We start from the raw sequence: 18,849 nt of genomic DNA on the forward strand, positions 1-18,849 counted from the left end.
GCGCCGCCGCGGAGCGCAGCCGTGAAGCGACGCGGTCCGGACAGGCCGGGCCGCCGGCCGATCGGCGGCCTCTGAAGCGCGTTGCCGACGGGACTCGGTGACGCATCCGCCGACCGGGGGGCCGCCGACCTCACCACTAAGGAGTGGGCGTCGTGACCGCGGAGACCTCCCAGACGCTCGACAGGGGACTGCGTGTCCTCAAGCTGCTCGCCGAGACGGACCACGGGCTGACCGTGACCGAGCTCTCCCTCAGGCTCGGCGTGAACCGGACCGTGGTGTACCGGTTGCTCGCCACGCTGGAACAGCACGCGCTCATACGCCGCGACCTGGGCGGACGTGCCCGCGTCGGACTCGGTGTGCTGCGTCTGGGACGGCAGGTCCATCCGCTGGTGCGGGAGGCCGCGATGCCGGCGCTGCGCTCGCTGGCCGAGGACATCGGGGCCACGGCGCACCTGACCCTGGTGGACGGGGCGGACGCGCTCGCCGTGGCCGTCGTCGAACCGACCTGGACGGACTACCACGTCGCCTACCGGGCCGGATTCAGGCACCCCCTGGACCGCGGCGCCGCCGGCAAGGCGATCCTCGCCGCCCGGCAGCACCCGATGGCCGACCCCGGCTACACCCTCACGCACGGCGAGCTGGAGGCCGGGGCGTGCGGAGCCGCCGCCCCGCTCCTGGGCGTCACGGGCGTGGAGGGCAGCGTCGGCGTGGTGATGCTGGCCGACGTGGTGCCGGAGCGGGTCGGGCAGCGGGTCGTCGACGCGGCCCGGGAGGTCGCGGACGCGCTGCGCTGACGGCGGCCGGACGCCGGGCCGGGCCGGGCGGACCTGGGACCGGCCGCGCACCGACCCCGCGTTAGATTGATCCCGTGTTCTCTCGCCTCACGCGCCCCCAGGCCATCGCCGTCTGCGCCCTGCCCGTCGTGGCCCTGCTCGCCACGGCGGTGTTCGCGCCGCTGCCGTTCTCGGTGGCGCAGCCGGGCGAGACGGCGAACGTCCTCGGCGAGCACAAGGGCGCGCCGGTGATCACCATCGCGGGGGCGCCGACCCGGGAGACCCGCGGGCAGTTGCGGATGACGACCATCGTGGCGACCTCCCCGGACACCCGCGTCTCGCTCTCCGACGTCCTCGACGGCTGGTTCCGCACCGACGAGGCCGTCATGCCGCGCGACGCCCTCTACCCGAGCGGGGACAGCGTCAAGGAGATCGAGCGGCACAACGAGAAGCAGATGAAGGAGTCCCAGGACGCGGCGACCCAGGCGGCGCTGGGCTACCTCGATCTCGACCCCGAGGACGTCAAGGTCAGCCTGAAGCTCGCCGACGTGGGCGGGCCCAGCGCGGGGCTGCTGTTCTCCCTCGGGATCATCGACAAGCTCGACGGTGACGGCACCGGTGGGGATCTCACCGGGGGGCGGGTCATCGCCGGTACGGGCACGATCGCCGCGGACGGCACGGTCGGTGCGGTGGGCGGGGTCTCCCTCAAGACGCAGGCCGCGAAGCGCGACGGTGCGACGGTGTTCCTGGTGCCGAAGGCGGAGTGCGCGGACGCGCGGGCGGAGCTGCCGGAGGGGCTGCGGCTGATCCCGGTGACCACGCTGAAGAGCACGGTGAGTTCCCTGGTGGCCCTGGAGACGGGCAAGGGGTCCGTGCCGAGCTGTTAGTGGGCGGGGAGGGGCCGGGGCTGAGTGGCGAGCTTCAGTCCGACCTCGATGAGGGTCCAGCCCAGCCGGGCCCGGAGGGCATCCTTCCGAGCGCGGACGAGAGGTACGCGGGCCTCGTCGCGGAGCTCTGCGGCGCGGGAGTGGTGCAGGGCGAGGTGGATGTCGGGGTGCATCTCAGTCCGTCCTGATCGGGAAGGCGTGGGTGTGGAGGCGGACCTGCTCCGCGCCGGGAGTGTCCTCGGTGGCCGCGCGGTCGCGGTAGCTTTCGACCAGCACGTGCATCTTCTCGGTGAGTTCCCGCGTCAGTTCGGGCGTCAGTCGCAGCGTGAAGCTGCTCATGTCCCCGACGCGGCGCCACTCCTCGGACCATGAGTCACGGTTGCCCAGCCACGTCGACAGGTCCCGGGTCTGCGTGGTGGCGACCTCGTGGAGGTACAGGTCCGCCGCCCCGCGTACGACCGGGTCCGGATCGTTGAGCAGGGTTTCGTCGAAGCGCAGGCCGCGGTGGACCGCCTGCCACCACCGCTCGCGCCCCTTGCCCCGCTCGGGGGCGTCCTCGACGAAGCCGTATTCCGCGAGTTGGCGCAGGTGGTAGCTGGTGGCACCGCTGGACTCGCCCAGCTTGGCGGCCAGTTGTGAGGCGGTGGCCGGGCCGCCGAAGCGCAGGGCGTCCAGCAGCTGCATGCGCAGGGGGTGGGCCAGTCCGCGCAGGGATCGGGCGTCGAGCTGCCGTACCTGGGGATTCTGAGGTTCGGTCACGATGCAAAGGTATCCTTGCAAAGGGTTCCTTGCAAGGGTTTCTTTGCAACTTGCCTACCCCTCTCTGACCAACCCCTCCCCCACCAACCACTCCAACGCCACCTGGTGCGGATCCTCCCCCTCCACATCCACCTTCGCGTTCAGGTCCCGCGCGACCGCGTTGTTCAGCCGTGCCGTCACCGGATCCAGCACGTCCGCGATCGCCGGCCACTCCTTCAGCGTCTTCGCGTTGATCATCGGCGCGGCGTTGTAGTTGGGGAAGAACTTCTTGTCGTCGTCCATCACGACCAGGTCCATCGACTTGATGCGCCCGTCCGTCGTGAACACCTCGCCGTACGGGCAACTCCCCTTCGCCGTCTGCGTGTAGATGATCCCCGTGTCCATCTGCGTGACGTTCCGCGCCGGCAGGTTCATCCCGTACCGCTTCTGCATGCCGGGCAGCCCGTCCGCCCGGTTCGCGAACTCGACCTCCACGCACAGCCTCACGGCGTCGGGGTCGGACTTCGCCAGTCTCGCGACGTCCGACATGGTCTTCGTGCCGTACTTCCTCGCGTTCTGCTGGTTCATCGCCAGCGCGTAGGTGTTGTCGAGGGACGACGGCCGCAGCCAGGCCAGCCCGTTCGCCGCGTCCTCCGCACGCACCGCCTCCCACTGCCGCCGCGGATCGGTGATCGGCTTGCTGTGCCCCAGGTACGTGATCCAGGCCGTGCCCGTGTACTCGTACCCGGCGTCGGCGTCGCCCTTGCGCACCGCCTCGCGGCTGCCGATGGAGCCCTGGATGCCCGTGCGGTCGAGCACCTCCGCCCCGGCCGCCTCCAGGGCGATCCCCATGATCGCGCCGAGGATCAGGCCCTCGGTGAACGACTTCGACGTCACCGTCAGACGCGCGCCCCTGAGCGGCTCGCCCCGCCCGACCGACCCGGGCCGCACGTCGTCGGCCATCGGGGAGCCGCTGGTCAGGCCGCAGCCGGAAGCCGCCACCAGCAGCAGCCCCACGGCGAGGCACGCCCGTCGCCGCATCACGTGGCACGCCCGCCGCCGCATCGCACAGCACGCCCGCCGCCCCAGCGCATGGCACGCCCGTCGCCTCATGTCTGCAACCCCCGCGGCCGCAGCAGCAGTTCCGCCAGCGAGGCCAGCCAGTCCACCAGCAGCGCCAGCACCACCGTGAGGACCGACCCCAGCACCAGCACCGGCATCCGCTGGTTGGTGATCCCGGTCGTGATCAGCACGCCGAGGCCGCCGCCCCCGCCGAAGACGGCCAGGGTCGCCGTCCCCACGTTCAGGACGAGGGCCGTCCGCACGCCCGCCAGAATCAGCGGGACCGCGAGCGGCAGCTCCACCCGGGTGAGCACGCCCATGGGGGACATGCCGATGCCCCGCGCCGCCTCCAGCAGGGTCGGGTCGTTCGCCTTCAGGCCGGTGATCGTGTTCGACAGCACGGGCAGGACGGCGTAGGCGATCATGCCGATCAGGGCGGCCCGACGGCCGATGCCCAGCCAGATCACCAGGAGCGCCAGCAGGCCGATCGCCGGGGTCGCCTGGCCCATGTTCGCGAGGGCCATCGCGACCGGAGTGGCCCTGCTGAACGCCCTCCGGGTCAGCAGGACGCCCAGCGGGATCGCGATGACCAGCACGAAGAACGTGGAGATCACGGTGAGCTGGATGTGCTGCCACAGGGCCGTGGAGACCTGGCCGCCCGACAGGGCGTTCCGGGAGAGCGCGTCCAGGTCGGCCTGCTGGAACCAGAGCCAGGTGGCGAGCAGCACGGCGATCATGCCCACCGGCAGGAACGTCAGCTTCCGCCAGCCGACGCGGGCCGGCCGGGGCCGCCGCTCGGGCCGCCGGGGCGCCTCGTCGAGGGGCCCGGGGGCTTCCTCGGTCTCCGTGGCCGTCACCGCTGCCCTCCGGGGCCCACGCCCGCCACGCCCCCGGACCCCTCCTGCTCCGCGTGCGTCTGCGCGGCCCGCAGTTCCTCCAGCTCGTGCCGGTGCTCCCGCGCGTCGAGCCGGTCGGCCTCCAGCATCTCGTGCACGGAGTTCATGAGCGTCTCCATGTCGACGACGCCCGTGTACTCGCCGCGCCGCCCGGTCACCGCCACCCGTCCCGCGTTGTCGGTGAGCACCGCCTCCAGCGCGTCGCGCAGGGTGGCGTCCCGGGTGACCGTGTCGTGCACCAGCGTCCCGGCCCGGGCCAGCGAGCCGCGCGCCCGCATCAGGTCACCGCGCCGCAGCCACTTGTAGGGGCGTCCGCGCCGGTCGAGCAGCAGGACCTCGTTGGTGCCGCCGGCCCGCAGCCGGTTGAAGATCTGCTGCAGCGGGTCGTCGACCATGACGGTCGGATAGTCGGTGATCTCCACGTCCCGTACGCGGGTCAGGTTCAGCCGTTTCAGCGCCGCCCCGGCGCCCACGAACCCGGAGACGAAGTCGTCCGCCGGGTTGGTCAGGATCGCCTCGGGGGTGTCGAACTGGGCGATGTGCGAGCGCTCGCGCAGCACGGCGATGCGGTCGCCGAGCTTGATCGCCTCGTCGAAGTCGTGGGTGACGAAGACGATCGTCTTGCGCAGCTCGTGCTGGAGCCGGATCAGCTCGTCCTGGAGGTGGTCCCGGGTGATCGGATCGACCGCGCCGAACGGCTCGTCCATCAGCAGGACCGGGGGATCGGCGGCCAGGGCCCGGGCCACGCCCACGCGCTGCTGCTGGCCGCCGGAGAGCTGGCGCGGGTAGCGGCCGTGGAACTCGCCGGGGTCGAGACCGACGAGGTCGAGCAGTTCCTCGGTCCGCTCCCTGATCCGGGCCTTCGGCCAGCCGATCATCCTCGGGACGAGGCCGATGTTCTGCGCGACCGTCATGTGCGGGAACAGCCCGGCGGACTGGATGGCGTAGCCGACCTTGCGGCGCAGCCCCACCGGGTCGATGTCGGTGACGTCCTCGCCGCCCATCCGGATCCGGCCGCCGGTCGGCTCGATCAGCCGGTTGATCATCTTGAGCGTGGTCGACTTCCCGCAGCCGGAGGGCCCGACGAAGACGACGACCTCGCCCGCCTTGATCTCCATGCTCACGTTGTCCACGGCCGGCTGCGCACCACCGGGGAACCGCTTGGTCAGGTTCTCCAGTTCGATGGAGGCACCGTGGTCACCGGTCTCAGGCACGGATCCCCCTGGGGATGGTCAGCCGTCCGATCAGGACGTACGCGGCGTCGAACAGCAGCGCCAGGACGATGATGCCGAGCGTCCCCGCGAGCACCTGGTTGAGCGCGTTGGCGCTGCCCAGCGAGGCCAGTCCGCGGAAGATGACGTTGCCGAGGCCCGGGCCGGAGGCGTACGCGGCGATGGCGGCGATGCCCATCAGCATCTGCGTCGCGACCCGGATCCCGGCCAGGATCGGCGGCCAGGCCAGCGGCAGCTCGACCCGCAGCAGCCGGGCCGGGCGGGACATCCCGATGCCCGTGGCCGCGTCCACCAGCGCCGGGTCGACGCCGCGCAGCCCGACGATCGCGTTGCGCACCACCGGCAGCAGCCCGTACAGGGTCAGCGCGATCACCGTGGGCGCCACACCGAGCCCCACGACCGGGACGAGCAGGCCGATCAGGGCGAGCGCCGGCACGGTCAGGACGGTGGCGGTGGCCGTGGTCGCGAGGTTCCCGGCCCACTCGCTGCGGTAGGTGACGACGCCGATCAGCACCCCGAGCACGGTCGCGACGACCATGCACTGGAAGACGGCGCTCGCGTGCTGGTAGGCGTCCGCGAGCAGCTGCTGGTGCCGGCCCGCCAGGTACTCCCAGAAGCTCACACGCGCTCACCCCACGACTCAGGTCTCCTCCGCGGCCTGCTCCACCAGCGGGATGATCCGCGGCGGGACGGGGTTCTCCATGACGATCGCCGTGGAGGCCCGGACGATGCCATCAAAACCGACGACCCGGTCGATCACACGCTGGAGATCGGCGTTCGAGCGGGCCACGAGACGGCACAGCATGTCCCCGCTGCCGGTGGTGGTGTGCAGTTCCAGCACCTCGGGCACGGACGCCAAGTGGGCCCGTACGTCGGCTCCTTGGCCCTGCCGGATCTGCAGCGTGGCGAAGGCGGTGACCGGATAGCCGAGTGCGGCCGGATCCACCTCCGGGCCGAATCCGCGGATGACTCCGTTCGACTGAAGCCGGTCCAGCCGCGCCTGCACGGTGCCCCGGGCCACCCCCAGCCGCCGCGACATCTCCAGCACCCCGATCCGCGGCTCCCGGGCGAGCAGCAGGATGATCCGGCCGTCCAGACGATCGATCGACACAGCAGCCTCCCGAGGTGGTCATCCTGTACAGAAGGACCGATACTTCGGCCGTCTTGCTGAACAGATTGCCCAGCGGAAACGCAAACTATTGCGCACCTTGCCGAGCGGGGAGACCCTGCGGCTATGACGCAGACCACACACCACACTCCCGACACCGCCCGGCAGGCCGACCCCTTCCCGGTCAAGGGAATGGACGCGGTCGTCTTCGCCGTGGGCAACGCCAAGCAGGCGGCGCACTACTACTCCACCGCCTTCGGCATGAAGCTGGTCGCCTACTCCGGACCGGAGAACGGCAGCCGCGAGACCGCTGCCTACGTGCTGGAGAACGGCTCCGCCCGCTTCGTCCTCACCTCGGTCATCAAGCCGTCCAGCGAATGGGGCCACTTCCTCGCCCGGCACGTGGCCGAGCACGGCGACGGCGTCGTCGACCTCGCCATCGAGGTGCCGGACGCGCGCGCCGCGTACGCCTACGCCGTCGAGCACGGTGCCCGCCCGGTCGCCGAGCCGTACGAGGTCAAGGACGAGCACGGCACGGTCGTCCTGGCGGCCATCGCCACCTACGGCGAGACCCGCCACACCCTCGTCGAGCGCTCCGGCTACGACGGCCCCTATCTGCCCGGCTACGTCGCGGCCGAGCCGATGGTCGAGCCGCCCGCGCAGCGCACCTTCCAGGCGATCGACCACTGCGTCGGCAACGTCGAACTCGGCAGGATGAACGAGTGGGTCGGCTTCTACAACAAGGTGATGGGCTTCACGAACATGAAGGAGTTCGTGGGCGACGACATCGCCACCGAGTACAGCGCGCTGATGTCGAAGGTCGTCGCCGACGGCACCCTCAAGGTGAAGTTCCCGATCAACGAGCCGGCCATCGCGAAGAAGAAGTCGCAGATCGACGAGTACCTGGAGTTCTACGGCGGCGCGGGCGTGCAGCACATCGCCCTCAACACCAACGACATCGTGCAGACGGTCCGCACGATGCGCGCGGCCGGCGTGGAATTCCTCAACACGCCCGACTCCTACTACGACACGCTGGGGGAGTGGGTCGGCGAGACCCGGGTCCCGATCGACACCTTGCGCGAACTGAAGATCCTCGCCGACCGCGACGAGGACGGCTACCTGCTGCAGATCTTCACCAAGCCGGTCCAGGACCGTCCGACGGTCTTCTTCGAGATCATCGAACGCCACGGCTCGATGGGCTTCGGCAAGGGCAACTTCAAGGCCCTGTTCGAGGCGATCGAGCGCGAGCAGGCCCGCCGCGGCAACCTGTAGTCCGACGGCGCGTTCCGGGCGTGCGGGTGTCACGGGGCACCCGCACGCCCCGGGCAGGTGAAGGCCGCCGCCGACGGGTTCACACCGCCGGCCCCCGGTGCGAACCTGTGATCATGAGCCGTATCGAAGCGCCTCCCGACGACCGGACCGGCAACCTCGTCGACCTGCTGCTCGGCGGCCTGCCCGCCGACGCGGTCCTCACCGACCCCGACATCACGGCCTCCTACGCCCACGACATGGCGAGCTTCTGCCCGGCCGGCACCCCGGCCGTGGTCGTGCTGCCCCGGACGGCCGAACAGGTCCAGCACGTGATGCGCACCGCCACCGCCCTGCGCGTCCCGGTCGTCCCGCAGGGCGCCCGCACCGGCCTGTCCGGCGCCGCCAACGCCTCCGACGGCTGCATCGTGCTCTCCCTGACGAAGATGGACCGGATCCTGGAGATCAACCCGGTCGACCGCATCGCCGTCGTCGAACCCGGTGTGATCAACGCCGCCCTGTCCCGGGCCGTCGGCGAACACGGCCTGTACTACCCGCCGGACCCCTCCAGCTGGGAGATGTGCACCATCGGCGGCAACATCGGCACGGCCTCCGGCGGCCTGTGCTGCGTGAAGTACGGGGTCACCGCCGAGTACGTCCTCGGGCTGGACGTGGTGCTCGCCGACGGGCGGCTCATGTCCACCGGCCGCCGCACCGCCAAGGGCGTCGCCGGCTACGACCTGACCCGGCTGTTCGTCGGCTCCGAGGGCTCGCTCGGCATCGTCGTCCGGGCCGTGCTCGGCCTGCGTCCCAAGCCGCCCGAGCAGCTGGTGCTGGCCGCCGAGTTCGCCTCCGGCGCCGCCGCCTGCGACGCCGTGTGCCGCATCATGGAGGGCGGCCACGTCCCGTCACTCCTCGAACTCATGGACCGTACGACGGTCAAGGCCGTCAACGACATGGCGCAGATGGGGCTCCCGGAGAGCACCGAGGCACTGCTGCTCGCCGCGTTCGACAGCACCGACCCGGCCGCCGACCTCGCCGCCGTCGGCGCCCTGTGCGAGGCGGCCGGTGCCACCCAGGTCGTCCCCGCCGACGACGCCGCCGAGTCCGAACTGCTCCTCCAGGCCCGGCGCCTGTCGCTCACCGCGCTGGAGGCGGTGAAGGGCGTGACGATGATCGACGACGTGTGCGTGCCGCGCTCCCGGCTCGCCGAGATGCTCGACGGGGTCGACCGGATCGCCGAGAAGTACCAGCTCACCATCGGCGTCGTCGCCCACGCGGGCGACGGCAACACCCACCCGACGGTCTGCTTCGACCCGGCGGACCCCGACGAGTCCCGCCGCGCCCGCGAGTCCTTCGACGAGATCATGGCGCTCGGCCTGGAACTCGGCGGCACCATCACCGGCGAGCACGGCGTCGGCGTCCTGAAGAAGGAGTGGCTGGCGCGCGAGATCGGCCCCGTCGGGATGGAGATGCAGCGGGCCGTCAAGCAGGCCTTCGACCCGCTGGACATCCTGAACCCCGGCAAGCTGTTCTGAGGCCGGCGGCTCACTGGGCGAGCAGCTCGGCCAGTTCGTCGTCGAGCCCGAGCCGCTCGCCCTCCGTCCCCGGCGGGACCACCCGCAGCGTGCGCTCCAGCCACGCCGACACCTGCGCCGCCGGTGCCTCCAGCAGGGCGTCCCCGTCGGGTGAACTCAGCGCCATCAGCACGACACCGCGCCCCTCGCTCTTCGTCGGCCACACCCGCACGTCCCCCTGCCCGCACGGCCGGAACACGCCCTCCACCAGCAGGTCCCGGGCGAACGTCCAGTGCACGGGGTGCGCGGAGTCGACGTGGAAGGTGACGTGGACGGCGTACGGATCGCCGGTGAGGTACCCGAGCCGGGCCGGCACCGGGATCCTGCGCTCGGGCGACAGGACGAGCCTCAGCTCCAGTTCCCGCTCCACCACATGGTGCATGGCGGTCTTCCCTTCTCTCGACGGCTGCCCTCCATGGGCCGGTCGGGAGGAGAGAGCGGGCGGGGGCCGCGCCATTACGCGCGTTGCCGGAAGTTTTTTCGCAGGGGGACGCGCCGGGACCGCGCGATGCGTAGCACATCGGTGCTCGAAAGGGGTGGGTCCGGTGGGAGCGGCGGTGGGGGTTGCGCTCGTCTGATAGATGTGGAGGCCCCCATTTGGCCCCCGAGCAGATACGGGACGACGGACATGAGCGCCCCAACCCCGGCCCCCGGTGACGACAGGCCCCGCGAAGGGTATTACCCGGACCCGTCCATTCCTGGATATGTCCGGTACTGGAACGGTGCCTCCTGGGTACCGGGCACCAGCCGTCCGGCGCCCAAGGACGGCGAGTCGCTCGCGCCGCCGCCCGGCGCGGGGGCCCCGGCCGCCGCGGTCGAGGAGACCGGCCCGCACTTCTTCGACGAGGACCCGGTCGAGGACCGCTCCGCCGCGGACGCCCAGCACGGCAGCCGTCCCGAGCCCGCGTCCGCCTGGGGCGCGGACCGCTCCCGCCAGTCCGGTTTCGGCGGCGACCAGGACCGCCGTGTCTCGTGGGGCGCACCGCAGGGAGCGCAGGGAGCGCAAGGGGCTCAGGGAGCTCAGGGGGCCGACCCGAGGGTGGCGCCCGGGGACGGTCAGGACCGGCAGCCGGAGGGCGAGTCCACGGCCCGGACAGCCGACCGGGAGGAGAGCGCCGCGGCCGCCGGCAGCACGTTCGTCTTCCGCCGCCCGGCGGGCGAGTCCGGGACAGGGGCGGCGGCCTCCGCGGACCGCCCCGACGAGGGCACGATGATGTTCCGCGCGGTCGCGCCGCGCACGGGCTCGGGCACGTCCCCGTCCGGTGCCGGTGGTTCCGGCGGTGGCCCGGGGTCCGGTTTCGCCGGGCAGGCCGCGGCGGCGGGCCCGGGCGGGAGTGCCGGGGCATCCGGCTTCGGCCCGGCGGGCTCGGCGGGTTCGGGCAGTCCGGCCGGTGCTGCCGGTTCGGTCGGTGCTGCGGGTGCTGCGGGTGCTGCCGGTTCGGGCGGTGGCTCGGCGGGACCCGCCTTCGGGGCGCAGGCCGCCGGCTCGGGTGGCGGCCCGTCAGGGCCCGCGTTCAGCGCGCAGGGTGGCGCCGCCCCCGCCGGGGCCCCGGACCGTCCCGGTTTCGGCGCCGGCAAGGCCGCCGCCGCCCGGGCCGCCGCCGCGCAGACCGGCGCGGCCGCCTCGACCGCGCTGTCCGGCCCCCAGGCGGCCCCCGCTGTTCCTCCGCAGGCCGGCGCACCGCAGCCCGGTGCCGCCGCCACGCCCCTCAGCCCCGGCCCCGGCGGCGGTCAGTCCTCCTGGGCGCAGCAGGTGCACCGGCTCGCCGGCGCCGGCGACGAGCAGCCCGTCGCGCCCTGGAAGCCCCCGGTCGACGACCCGTTCCAGGCGGTCGCCCGGCGCCAGGCTGCCGCCCGCCCCGCGGCGCTCGGCAAGCGGCTGGCCGCCCGGCTGCTGGACACCGTCGTCCTCGCCGGCATCACCGCCGCGGCCGCCGTCCCCCTCGGCGGCAAGGCGATCGACCACGTCAACGAGAAGATCGACGCGGCGAAGCTCTCCGGCGAGACGGTCACGGTCTGGCTGCTCGACGGCACCACGTCGGTCTACCTCGGCATCATCCTGGCCGTCCTGCTGCTCGCCGGCGTCGTCTCCGAGGTGCTGCCCACCGCCAAGTGGGGCCGCACCCTCGGCAAGAAGCTGATGGGCATCGAAGTGCGGGACATCGAGGGCCACGAGGCGCCGGAGTTCGGCGCGGCCCTGCGCCGCTGGCTCGTCTACAGCGTGCCCGGCCTCCTCGCCGTGGGCCTGGTCGGCGTCGCCTGGTGCCTCTTCGACAAGCCGTGGCGCCAGTGCTGGCACGACAAGGCCGCGCACACGTTCGTCGCGGGCTGAGCGGCGACACTCGTACGTCCGTCACCGGCCGGGGTGTGTCTCGGCGGCACGGAGGAGCAGGCCGGTGAGTCCATGCCTCGGACGGCCGTCCGCCGGATGCGGAGCCGGGGGGTTCGCGGTCGACTCGGGCCATGAGCAGTGAACCGCCCCCCGGCTCCGGTCAGCAGCCCCCGGACGACGACCCGTTCCGGAAGCGGCCCCCGGGCGAGCCGCCCGACGAGGGCACGGGCCGGCCCCACGGCGGCGAACCCCCGCCGTACCCGGGTGGCGGTCCCGGTGCGGGCCCTGACGGCGGCTCCGGAGACGGTCCCCCGGGTGACGGCCCCTCCGGCGACGGCCCCTCCGGCGACGGCCCGTACGGAGGAGGCCCCTATGGCGGTGGCCCGTTCGGCGGTGGCCCGTTCGGCGGTGGCCCGTTCGGCGGTGGCCCGTATGGCGGCGGCCCCTACCCCACCGCCCCCGTCTCCGACCTGCCCCCGCTCGCCGACGGCGCCAAGCGCACCCTCGCCCGCCTCATCGACCTGATCCTGGTCGGCGCCGTCATGGTGCTGCTCACCTGGGGCCTCGGCGTCAACCAGTACGAGGTGGACCCCGACCGTGTCGACGTCGCCAAGTCCTTCTGGCGGTCCGCGGTCGCCGCCGTGCTCTACGTCGCCTACGACACCGTCCTGACCGCCAGGACGGGCCAGACGCTGGGCAAGAAACTGCTGGGCCTGCGTGTGGTCGACCTCGACAGCACCGGCACGCCCTCCGCGCAGAACGCGCTGACGCGCGCGGCGGTGCTGTGGCTCCCGTCCACCCTCTGCTGCCCCTGCCTCTGGCTCGTGGTCTGCGGCGGCTGGAGCTTCTTCGACGAGCCCTACAAGCAGGGCCTGCACGACAAGGCGGCCAAAACGGTCGTGGTCAGCGCCAATTGAGGCACAGCGGAAACAACTGGCGTACAGAACAGCACGTAAAAGGGAAACGAGCGGTCAGGAAGCCGCCCGCTCGCGCACCGGCTCCGGGGCCGACGCGGTGACCGGGGCCCGTACGGGCTCCACGGGCGCGGGCTGTTCCACCGCCGCCGCGCGCTTGCCGGGCAGCGGCACGGTCATGGCGACCAGCAGCCCGAGGGCGAGCGCCGCGACGGTGATGATCGCGATGCCGACGCCCGAACTCGTCTGTGACAGCAGCAGCATGGCGAGGGTCGAGAAGATCACGGTGCACGAACCGTAGGCGAGCTGTGCGGCAGTCGGACGGGGCATGGCCATCATGTCCTCGAAAGTGGGGGTCCACGGGGGCGTCGGCCTGGCATTCCGCCAGCTTTCGGGCGTTCCGTCAAGCGACTCTAACCGGCAGCGTGCCCGAGCGGAACGAACAGTAAGCGTGACCTAATCAACAAGGGCGGTGCACGGGGGGCGCACGGAGTCATGGCGTCCACCTGGTGGACATATGCACGCGCCCACGGGACGGCGGGGTACGCGATGGTTGTCCGCAAAACGAACCTCGGATCCGCATAGTGCACTTGTCTTGTGCAAGTCAAGGTCTGTCTTTTCTTCTAAACCTCTAGTCAAATGTCGTCACTTGACTACACGCGTTGATCACGCGCGCGCGGACCCTCCACGACCGGGACCCCTTCCTTCCGCGCGCTCGGACGCGGGGGAGGAACTCAAGTGACCAGCAGACCCTGGACGTTCAGAGCGGCTGCCATCGGTGTGGCGCTCGCGGCGGCCACCGCCACCATCTCGACCTACGGCGTGGCCCAGGCGGACGACGACACCTCCGCTCCCCGGTCCACCACCGTGGACCGTCGCGACCCGGCGGATCACCAGCACGACGAGCACGACCTCGAAGGCCCGCTGAGCAAGACCCAGGAGGCCCAGCGCCAGGAGGCCCTGAACCAGGTCATCTCCGGCAAGGCCACGGTCAAGAACCGTGAGGGCTCGAAGGTCGTCCAGCTCAAGAGCAAGAAGGGCGACAGCAAGTACGTCGAGCTCGGCCGCGAGAAGACCGACAAGATCTTCACGATCCTGGTCGAGTTCGGCGACCAGATCGACAGCCGCTACGGCGGCACCCCCGGCCCGCTGCACAACCGGATACCCAAGCCGGACCGCAAGAAGGACAACTCGACGGCCTGGCGCGCGGACTACGACCGCGAGTACTTCGAGGACCTCTACTTCGGCACCGGCAAGAACACCGAGTCGGTGAAGAAGTACTACGAGAAGCAGTCCTCCGGCCGCTACTCGGTCGAGGGAGAGGTCTCCGACTGGGTCAAGGTCCCCTACAACGAGGCGCGTTACGGCAACAACGCCTGCGGCGACACCAACTGCCCGAGCGTGTGGAACGTCGTCAGCGACGGTCTGAACGCGTGGGTCTCCCAGCAGAAGGCAGCTGGGAAGACCGACGCCGAGATCAAGGCGGACGTCAAGCAGTACGACCAGTGGGACCGCTACGACTTCGACGGCGACGGCGACTTCAACGAGCCCGACGGCTACATCGACCACTTCCAGGTCGTGCACGCCGGTGAGGACGAGTCCGCGGGCGGCGGCGCCCAGGGCACGGACGCGATCTGGGCCCACCGCTGGTACGCCTTCGGCACCGACGCCGGCGCCACCGGCCCCGAGGAGAACAAGCTCGGCGGCGCGAAGATCGGCGACACCGGCATCTGGGTCGGCGACTACACCGTCCAGCCGGAGAACGGCGGACTCGGCGTCTACGCCCACGAGTACGGCCACGACCTCGGTCTGCCCGACCACTACGACACCGCGGGCGGCGAGAACTCCACCGGGTTCTGGACCCTGATGTCCTCCGGCTCCTGGCTCGGCACCGGCAAGAACGAGATCGGTGACCTGCCCGGCGACATGACCGCCTGGGACAAGCTCCAGCTGGGCTGGCTGAACTACGACACCGCCAAGGCGGGCGTCAACTCCTGGCACAAGCTGGGCCTCGCCGCGTACAACACCAAGCACAAGCAGGCCCTGGTGGTGGAGCTGCCGAAGAAGGCCGTCACCACCGAGCTCGTCACGCCGGCCCAGGGCGCCACCCAGTGGTGGAGCGGCAGCGGCAACGACCTGAAGAACACGCTGACCCGTTCCGTCGACCTGACCGGGAAGACGTCGGCCTCGCTGACCCTCGACGGCTGGTACGAGATCGAGGCCAACTACGACCACCTCTACGCCGAGGTCTCGACCGACGGCGGCGCCAACTGGACCGCCCTGGACGGCACCGTGGACGGCAAGCCGATCCCGCGGGACGGCAGCGACAAGCCGGCCCTGAGCGGCGCGGTCGACGGCTACAAGAAGCTGGCGTACTCCCTGGACGCCTACGCGGGCAAGAAGTTCGACCTGCGCTTCCGCTACCAGACCGACGGCGGCCTGGCGATGAAGGGCTTCGCGGCCGACCGGATCGCCGTGACCGCCGACGGCACCACCGTCTTCTCCGACGACGCCGAGTCCGCGGACGCGGCCTGGACGGCGAAGGGCTTCTCCCGCATGGGCGAGTCCTTCACCAAGGACTACGCGCAGTACTACATCGCGGAGAACCGCCAGTACGTGTCGTACGACAAGACCCTCAAGGTCGGCCCGTACAACTTCGGCTTCACCGACACCCGTCCGGACTGGGTGGAGCACTACGCGTACCAGAACGGCCTGCTGATCTGGAAGTGGGACACCTCCCAGGCGGACAACAACACCAGCGAGCACCCGGGCACCGGTCTGCTGCTGCCGATCGACTCGCACCCGACGCCCATGAAGTGGGCCGACGGCACGCTGATGCGCAACCGCATCCAGAGCTACGACGCGCCGTTCAGCACGTTCCGCACGGACGGCATGACGCTGCACAAGGCGGGCGTGGCGACCCGCATCCCGTCGTCGAAGGGCGTGCCGGTCTTCAACGACCGCACCCACGACTACTACGACGAGTCGAACGAGGCCGCCGGCGTCAAGATCACTGACACCAACACGAAAATCAAGATCCTCAAGGAGGCCGGCGACGGCTCGACGATCGAGCTCGAGGTCGGCCCCGCGGTGAAGTAGATCGCGTTTTAGCAGGTCAGAGCATGATCGGCGGTGACCCACTGGCGGGTCACCGCCGATCCGTGTTTAGGTGCGTCCTGTGGCTCGCTTATTGACACCGACCGACACGGGGGTATGACCACATGGCCGCAGGAGGTTTCTGCAAGCTGCCGAACGGCACGGTGGTGGTGGCACTGAACCTGCCCAGCCCCGCCGCCGACGGCCCCGGCGCCGTCCGCGTCCTCGTCCACTCCGCGAACCGCGCCCGAGCCCTGACCAGGCTCCGCAACCTCGGCCTGCGCTCGGTCTACCTGCGCGGCAACGCCGCCCCGCCGACCCCCGACGAGATCACCGCGGTCCTCCACCACCCCGACGGCCTCATATGGCGCACGGCCCCCGACAACGGTGTCCTCGCCGGCCCGGACCTGGTCCAGGAGCTGTGGCGCCCGATCAGGTCACTGCTGCGCCGCCCGGCGACTCCCGCGTAGAGCGCTCGCCGGACACCTACTGCACGACCGGCTTCCCCGAGAGCTCCACGCCCGCTTCCCGCAGCTCCTCCAGGGCCCGCTCGGTGGTCTCCTGGGCCACCCCGGCCGTGAGGTCCAGCAGGACGTGGGTGCGGAAGCCCTCCTGCGCGGCGTCCAGGGCCGTGGCGCGTACGCAGTGGTCCGTGGCGATGCCGACGACGTCGACCTCGGTGACCTCGCGCGAGCGGAGCCAGTCCGCCAGCTTCGTGCCGTTCTCGTCCGTGCCCTCGAAACCGCTGTACGCCGCCGCGTACGCCCCCTTGTCGAACACCGCGTCGATCGACCCGGAGGCGACCGCGGGGGCGAAGTTGGGGTGGAAACCGACGCCCTCCGTACCGGCGACGCAGTGCGCGGGCCAGGAGCGGACGTAGTCGGGGTTGGTGGAGAAGTGCCCGCCGGGCGCGATGTGGTGGTCGCGGGTGGCCACCACGTGCTGGTAGCCGGACCCGCCGGCCTGTCCGATCAGCTCGGTGACGGCGGCAGCCACATCGGCACCGCCGGCCACCGCGAGGCTGCCCCCCTCGCAGAAGTCGTTCTGCACGTCTACGACGATCAAGGCGCGGCGCATGGTCGGTGTCCTTCGGCTATGAGGTCGGCAAGCCCGGCCGGTGAACTTCCGAGCCTATTGACTTGGGGGAGGAGAGGGGAGGGGCACGGGTCGGCGCATCGCTGCACACCCGTTCGTGAGGGGCTGTCCGGCAGGCTCTAACTACCCGAAGGCCCCTGGACATACTCCGTCGGAATGACCGGCTCCCCGCGCGAGAGCTGCGTCGCCGACATCGGCAGACCCGCGCGCGCCGCCGCGTGCCGGTCACGCGCCGCGTCCAGCGGTTCGCGGGCCACCACCTCGCCGCCCTTGACCAGCTCCACCAGCAGCTGCCGGTCAGCGAGCCGCGCGGGCACCGGTCCGGTGCCGATCACCTCGGCCTCGGCGACCCCGTACGCGTCCAGCCGCCGCGCCGCCCACTTGCGTCCGCCCAGCGACGTCTTGCCGCCGCTGGACTTCTTCGCCACTGGCACCAGCGGCGCCTTCGGGTCGGCGGACTCGGCCCGGGCCACCAGCTTGTAGACCATGGAGGAGGTCGGGTGGCCGGAGCCGGTCACCAGCTGCGTGCCGACGCCGTAGGCGTCCACGGGCGCCGCCGCCAGCGAGGCGATCGCGTACTCGTCCAGGTCCGAGGTCACGATGATCTTCGTGTCCGTCGCGCCCAGCTCGTCCAGCTGCTGCCGCACCCGGTGCGCCACCAGCAGCAGGTCGCCGGAGTCGATCCGCACCGCGCCCAGCTCGGTCCCGGCGACCTCGACGGCCGTCCGGACCGCCTCGGCGACGTCGTAGGTGTCCACCAGCAGCGTGGTGCCCCGGCCCAGCGTGTTCACCTGGGCCTGGAAGGCGTCCCGCTCGCTGTCGTGCAGCAGGGTGAAGGCGTGCGCGGAGGTGCCGACGGTCGGGATGCCGTACCGGAACCCGGCGGCCAGGTCGGAGGTGGTGGAGAAGCCGCCGACGTACGCGGCCCGGGAGGCCGCCACCGCCGCCAGCTCGTGCGTGCGCCGGGCGCCCATCTCGATCAGCGGCCGCTCGCCCGCCGCCGCCGACATGCGCGAGGCGGCCGCGGCGATCGCCGAGTCGTGGTTGAGGATCGACAGGATCACCGTCTCCAGCAGCACGCACTCGGCGAAGGTGCCCTCCACGCGCATGATCGGGGAGCCCGGGAAGTACACCTCGCCCTCGGGATAGCCCCAGACGTCCCCGCTGAAGCGGTAGCCGGCGAGCCAGTCCAGGGTCTGCTCGTCGACGATCTCCCGCTCGCGCAGGAAGCCGAGGACGCCCGCGTCGAAGCGGAAGTTCTCCACCGCGTCGAGCACGCGCCCGGTGCCCGCCACGACGCCGTAGCGGCGCCCGTTCGGCAGCCGCCGGGTGAAGACCTCGAACACGCTGCGCCGCTCGGCCGTGCCCGCCTTCAGGGCGCCTTGCAGCATGGTCAGCTCGTACTGGTCCGTGAAGAGCGCCGTCGAGGGAACATCCACCGGCAGCCCAAGGTCCGCTGTGTTCATGGTGAGGAGCGTACCCCCATTTCGTCAATCTGACGATTGCGGCTCCGGGAGACGCGATCGCCTTACTGCCAGGCCCGTTTGTGCGACTACCCCCCTCGGGTGGCAGCATGGGCTGTGTGACGTCACCCGCGCCCCTGGAGATCGAACGCACCGAGTCGGCGGAGGAGGTCTTCGCCGTACCCGAGCCGGACGTCCCCTGGGTCACCATCGTCCACAACGACCCGGTCAACCTCATGAGCTATGTGACGTACGTCTTCCAGACGTACTTCGGCTACTCCAAGGACAAGGCCACCAAGCTCATGCTCGACGTCCACCACAAGGGCCGGGCGGTCGTCTCCAGCGGCAGCCGCGAGGAGATGGAACGCGATGTGCAGGCCATGCACGGCTACGGCCTGTGGGCCACCCTCCAGCAGGACCGCAAGTAG

Annotated in this window: 20 protein-coding genes; 9 read left to right on the top strand and 11 right to left on the bottom strand. The window is 71.3% G+C overall.

Features of this window, described 5'->3' with window-relative positions; all coding sequences use genetic code 11:
- Positions 1-152: 152 nt before the first annotated feature.
- Together ABZ948_RS07555 and ABZ948_RS07560 are read left to right on the top strand one after the other, a co-directional pair.
- Positions 153-794 carry an IclR family transcriptional regulator gene (locus ABZ948_RS07555; protein ID WP_359758009.1) on the top strand — a complete coding sequence of 214 codons (642 nt, stop codon included), beginning with the start codon at positions 153-155 and terminating at the stop codon, positions 792-794.
- Between the two features lie 74 nt (positions 795-868).
- A complete protein-coding gene (locus tag ABZ948_RS07560) occupies positions 869-1,660 on the top strand; it encodes a S16 family serine protease (protein ID WP_359758010.1) in 792 nt (263 codons plus the stop codon).
- Here the strand turns inward: ABZ948_RS07560 and ABZ948_RS07565 are convergent.
- The 7 genes from ABZ948_RS07565 to ABZ948_RS07595 all read right to left on the bottom strand — a co-directional run bounded on the left by ABZ948_RS07565 (position 1,657) and on the right by ABZ948_RS07595 (position 6,699).
- Entirely contained in the window at positions 1,657-1,833 is a 177-nt protein-coding gene (locus tag ABZ948_RS07565) for a hypothetical protein (protein WP_359758011.1), read from the bottom strand. The two genes, ABZ948_RS07560 and ABZ948_RS07565, sit on opposite strands and share 4 nt — an antisense overlap.
- A gap of 1 nt (position 1,834) precedes the next feature.
- The gene (locus ABZ948_RS07570; RefSeq protein ID WP_359758012.1) at positions 1,835-2,419 is read right to left on the bottom strand and encodes an ArsR/SmtB family transcription factor; all 585 of its coding nucleotides are present in this window, start codon (positions 2,417-2,419) and stop codon (positions 1,835-1,837) included.
- Positions 2,420-2,473: 54 nt separating this feature from the next.
- The gene (locus tag ABZ948_RS07575; protein ID WP_359758110.1) at positions 2,474-3,439 is read right to left on the bottom strand and encodes a glycine betaine ABC transporter substrate-binding protein; all 966 of its coding nucleotides are present in this window, start codon (positions 3,437-3,439) and stop codon (positions 2,474-2,476) included.
- Positions 3,440-3,507: 68 nt separating this feature from the next.
- Positions 3,508-4,317, bottom strand: coding sequence for an ABC transporter permease (locus ABZ948_RS07580; protein WP_359758013.1), 810 nt, complete (start codon positions 4,315-4,317; stop codon positions 3,508-3,510).
- Positions 4,314-5,570, bottom strand: coding sequence for a betaine/proline/choline family ABC transporter ATP-binding protein (locus ABZ948_RS07585; RefSeq protein WP_359758014.1), 1,257 nt, complete (start codon positions 5,568-5,570; stop codon positions 4,314-4,316). The genes ABZ948_RS07580 and ABZ948_RS07585 overlap by 4 nt, the downstream gene beginning before the upstream one ends.
- Positions 5,563-6,210 carry an ABC transporter permease gene (locus ABZ948_RS07590; protein ID WP_359758015.1) on the bottom strand — a complete coding sequence of 216 codons (648 nt, stop codon included), beginning with the start codon at positions 6,208-6,210 and terminating at the stop codon, positions 5,563-5,565. The genes ABZ948_RS07585 and ABZ948_RS07590 overlap by 8 nt, the downstream gene beginning before the upstream one ends.
- Positions 6,211-6,228: 18 nt before the next feature.
- The gene (locus ABZ948_RS07595; RefSeq protein ID WP_031113178.1) at positions 6,229-6,699 is read right to left on the bottom strand and encodes an Lrp/AsnC family transcriptional regulator; all 471 of its coding nucleotides are present in this window, start codon (positions 6,697-6,699) and stop codon (positions 6,229-6,231) included.
- Positions 6,700-6,822: 123 nt separating this feature from the next.
- Between ABZ948_RS07595 and hppD the strand changes: the two genes are divergently transcribed.
- Both hppD and ABZ948_RS07605 read left to right on the top strand, forming a co-directional pair.
- Positions 6,823-7,968, top strand: a complete 1,146-nt coding sequence (hppD, locus tag ABZ948_RS07600) for a 4-hydroxyphenylpyruvate dioxygenase (protein WP_359758016.1) — start codon at positions 6,823-6,825, stop codon at positions 7,966-7,968.
- 107 nt (positions 7,969-8,075) lie between these two features.
- Entirely contained in the window at positions 8,076-9,482 is a 1,407-nt protein-coding gene (locus ABZ948_RS07605; protein ID WP_359758017.1) for an FAD-binding oxidoreductase, read from the top strand.
- A gap of 10 nt (positions 9,483-9,492) precedes the next feature.
- On the opposite strand, the gene ABZ948_RS07610 is transcribed toward ABZ948_RS07605, so the two are convergent.
- A complete protein-coding gene (locus ABZ948_RS07610; RefSeq protein ID WP_359758018.1) occupies positions 9,493-9,903 on the bottom strand; it encodes an SsgA family sporulation/cell division regulator in 411 nt (136 codons plus the stop codon).
- A 246-nt stretch (positions 9,904-10,149) separates the two neighbouring features.
- Between ABZ948_RS07610 and ABZ948_RS07615 the strand changes: the two genes are divergently transcribed.
- A complete protein-coding gene (locus tag ABZ948_RS07615; RefSeq protein WP_359758019.1) occupies positions 10,150-11,853 on the top strand; it encodes an RDD family protein in 1,704 nt (567 codons plus the stop codon).
- A gap of 131 nt (positions 11,854-11,984) precedes the next feature.
- A complete protein-coding gene (locus ABZ948_RS07620; RefSeq protein WP_359758020.1) occupies positions 11,985-12,770 on the top strand; it encodes an RDD family protein in 786 nt (261 codons plus the stop codon).
- Positions 12,771-12,824: 54 nt separating this feature from the next.
- On the opposite strand, the gene ABZ948_RS07625 is transcribed toward ABZ948_RS07620, so the two are convergent.
- Complete coding sequence (locus tag ABZ948_RS07625) at positions 12,825-13,103, bottom strand: hypothetical protein (protein WP_359758111.1); 279 nt, start codon at positions 13,101-13,103, stop codon at positions 12,825-12,827.
- A gap of 402 nt (positions 13,104-13,505) precedes the next feature.
- Between ABZ948_RS07625 and ABZ948_RS07630 the strand changes: the two genes are divergently transcribed.
- Positions 13,506-15,866 (top strand): immune inhibitor A domain-containing protein, encoded by a 2,361-nt coding sequence (locus ABZ948_RS07630; protein ID WP_359758021.1) that lies wholly within the window; start codon positions 13,506-13,508, stop codon positions 15,864-15,866.
- Positions 15,867-15,988: 122 nt separating this feature from the next.
- The gene (locus ABZ948_RS07635) at positions 15,989-16,333 is read left to right on the top strand and encodes a hypothetical protein (protein ID WP_359758022.1); all 345 of its coding nucleotides are present in this window, start codon (positions 15,989-15,991) and stop codon (positions 16,331-16,333) included.
- Positions 16,334-16,349: 16 nt separating this feature from the next.
- Here ABZ948_RS07635 and ABZ948_RS07640 read toward each other — a convergent pair whose 3' ends face one another.
- Both ABZ948_RS07640 and ABZ948_RS07645 read right to left on the bottom strand, forming a co-directional pair.
- Entirely contained in the window at positions 16,350-16,940 is a 591-nt protein-coding gene (locus ABZ948_RS07640; protein ID WP_359758023.1) for an isochorismatase family protein, read from the bottom strand.
- A gap of 137 nt (positions 16,941-17,077) precedes the next feature.
- Entirely contained in the window at positions 17,078-18,424 is a 1,347-nt protein-coding gene (locus ABZ948_RS07645; RefSeq protein ID WP_359758024.1) for a nicotinate phosphoribosyltransferase, read from the bottom strand.
- Between the two features lie 107 nt (positions 18,425-18,531).
- Between ABZ948_RS07645 and clpS the strand changes: the two genes are divergently transcribed.
- Positions 18,532-18,849 carry an ATP-dependent Clp protease adapter ClpS gene (gene clpS / locus ABZ948_RS07650; RefSeq protein ID WP_003990557.1) on the top strand — a complete coding sequence of 106 codons (318 nt, stop codon included), beginning with the start codon at positions 18,532-18,534 and terminating at the stop codon, positions 18,847-18,849.

This window comes from Streptomyces olindensis (assembly GCF_040645895.1).
Classification (GTDB): Bacteria; Actinomycetota; Actinomycetes; order Streptomycetales; family Streptomycetaceae; genus Streptomyces; species Streptomyces olindensis.

Coding starts and splice junctions, on each gene's coding strand:
- ABZ948_RS07620 (WP_359758020.1), top strand. CDS start 11,985: ATGAGCAGTGAACCGCCCCCCGGCTCCGGTCAGCAGCCCCCGGACGAC.
- clpS (WP_003990557.1), top strand. CDS start 18,532: ATGGGCTGTGTGACGTCACCCGCGCCCCTGGAGATCGAACGCACCGAG.
- ABZ948_RS07565 (WP_359758011.1), bottom strand. CDS start 1,833: ATGCACCCCGACATCCACCTCGCCCTGCACCACTCCCGCGCCGCAGAG.
- hppD (WP_359758016.1), top strand. CDS start 6,823: ATGACGCAGACCACACACCACACTCCCGACACCGCCCGGCAGGCCGAC.
- ABZ948_RS07615 (WP_359758019.1), top strand. CDS start 10,150: ATGAGCGCCCCAACCCCGGCCCCCGGTGACGACAGGCCCCGCGAAGGG.
- ABZ948_RS07575 (WP_359758110.1), bottom strand. CDS start 3,439: ATGCGGCGACGGGCGTGCCTCGCCGTGGGGCTGCTGCTGGTGGCGGCT.
- ABZ948_RS07645 (WP_359758024.1), bottom strand. CDS start 18,424: ATGAACACAGCGGACCTTGGGCTGCCGGTGGATGTTCCCTCGACGGCG.
- ABZ948_RS07610 (WP_359758018.1), bottom strand. CDS start 9,903: ATGCACCATGTGGTGGAGCGGGAACTGGAGCTGAGGCTCGTCCTGTCG.
- ABZ948_RS07625 (WP_359758111.1), bottom strand. CDS start 13,103: ATGGCCATGCCCCGTCCGACTGCCGCACAGCTCGCCTACGGTTCGTGC.
- ABZ948_RS07635 (WP_359758022.1), top strand. CDS start 15,989: ATGGCCGCAGGAGGTTTCTGCAAGCTGCCGAACGGCACGGTGGTGGTG.
- ABZ948_RS07640 (WP_359758023.1), bottom strand. CDS start 16,940: ATGCGCCGCGCCTTGATCGTCGTAGACGTGCAGAACGACTTCTGCGAG.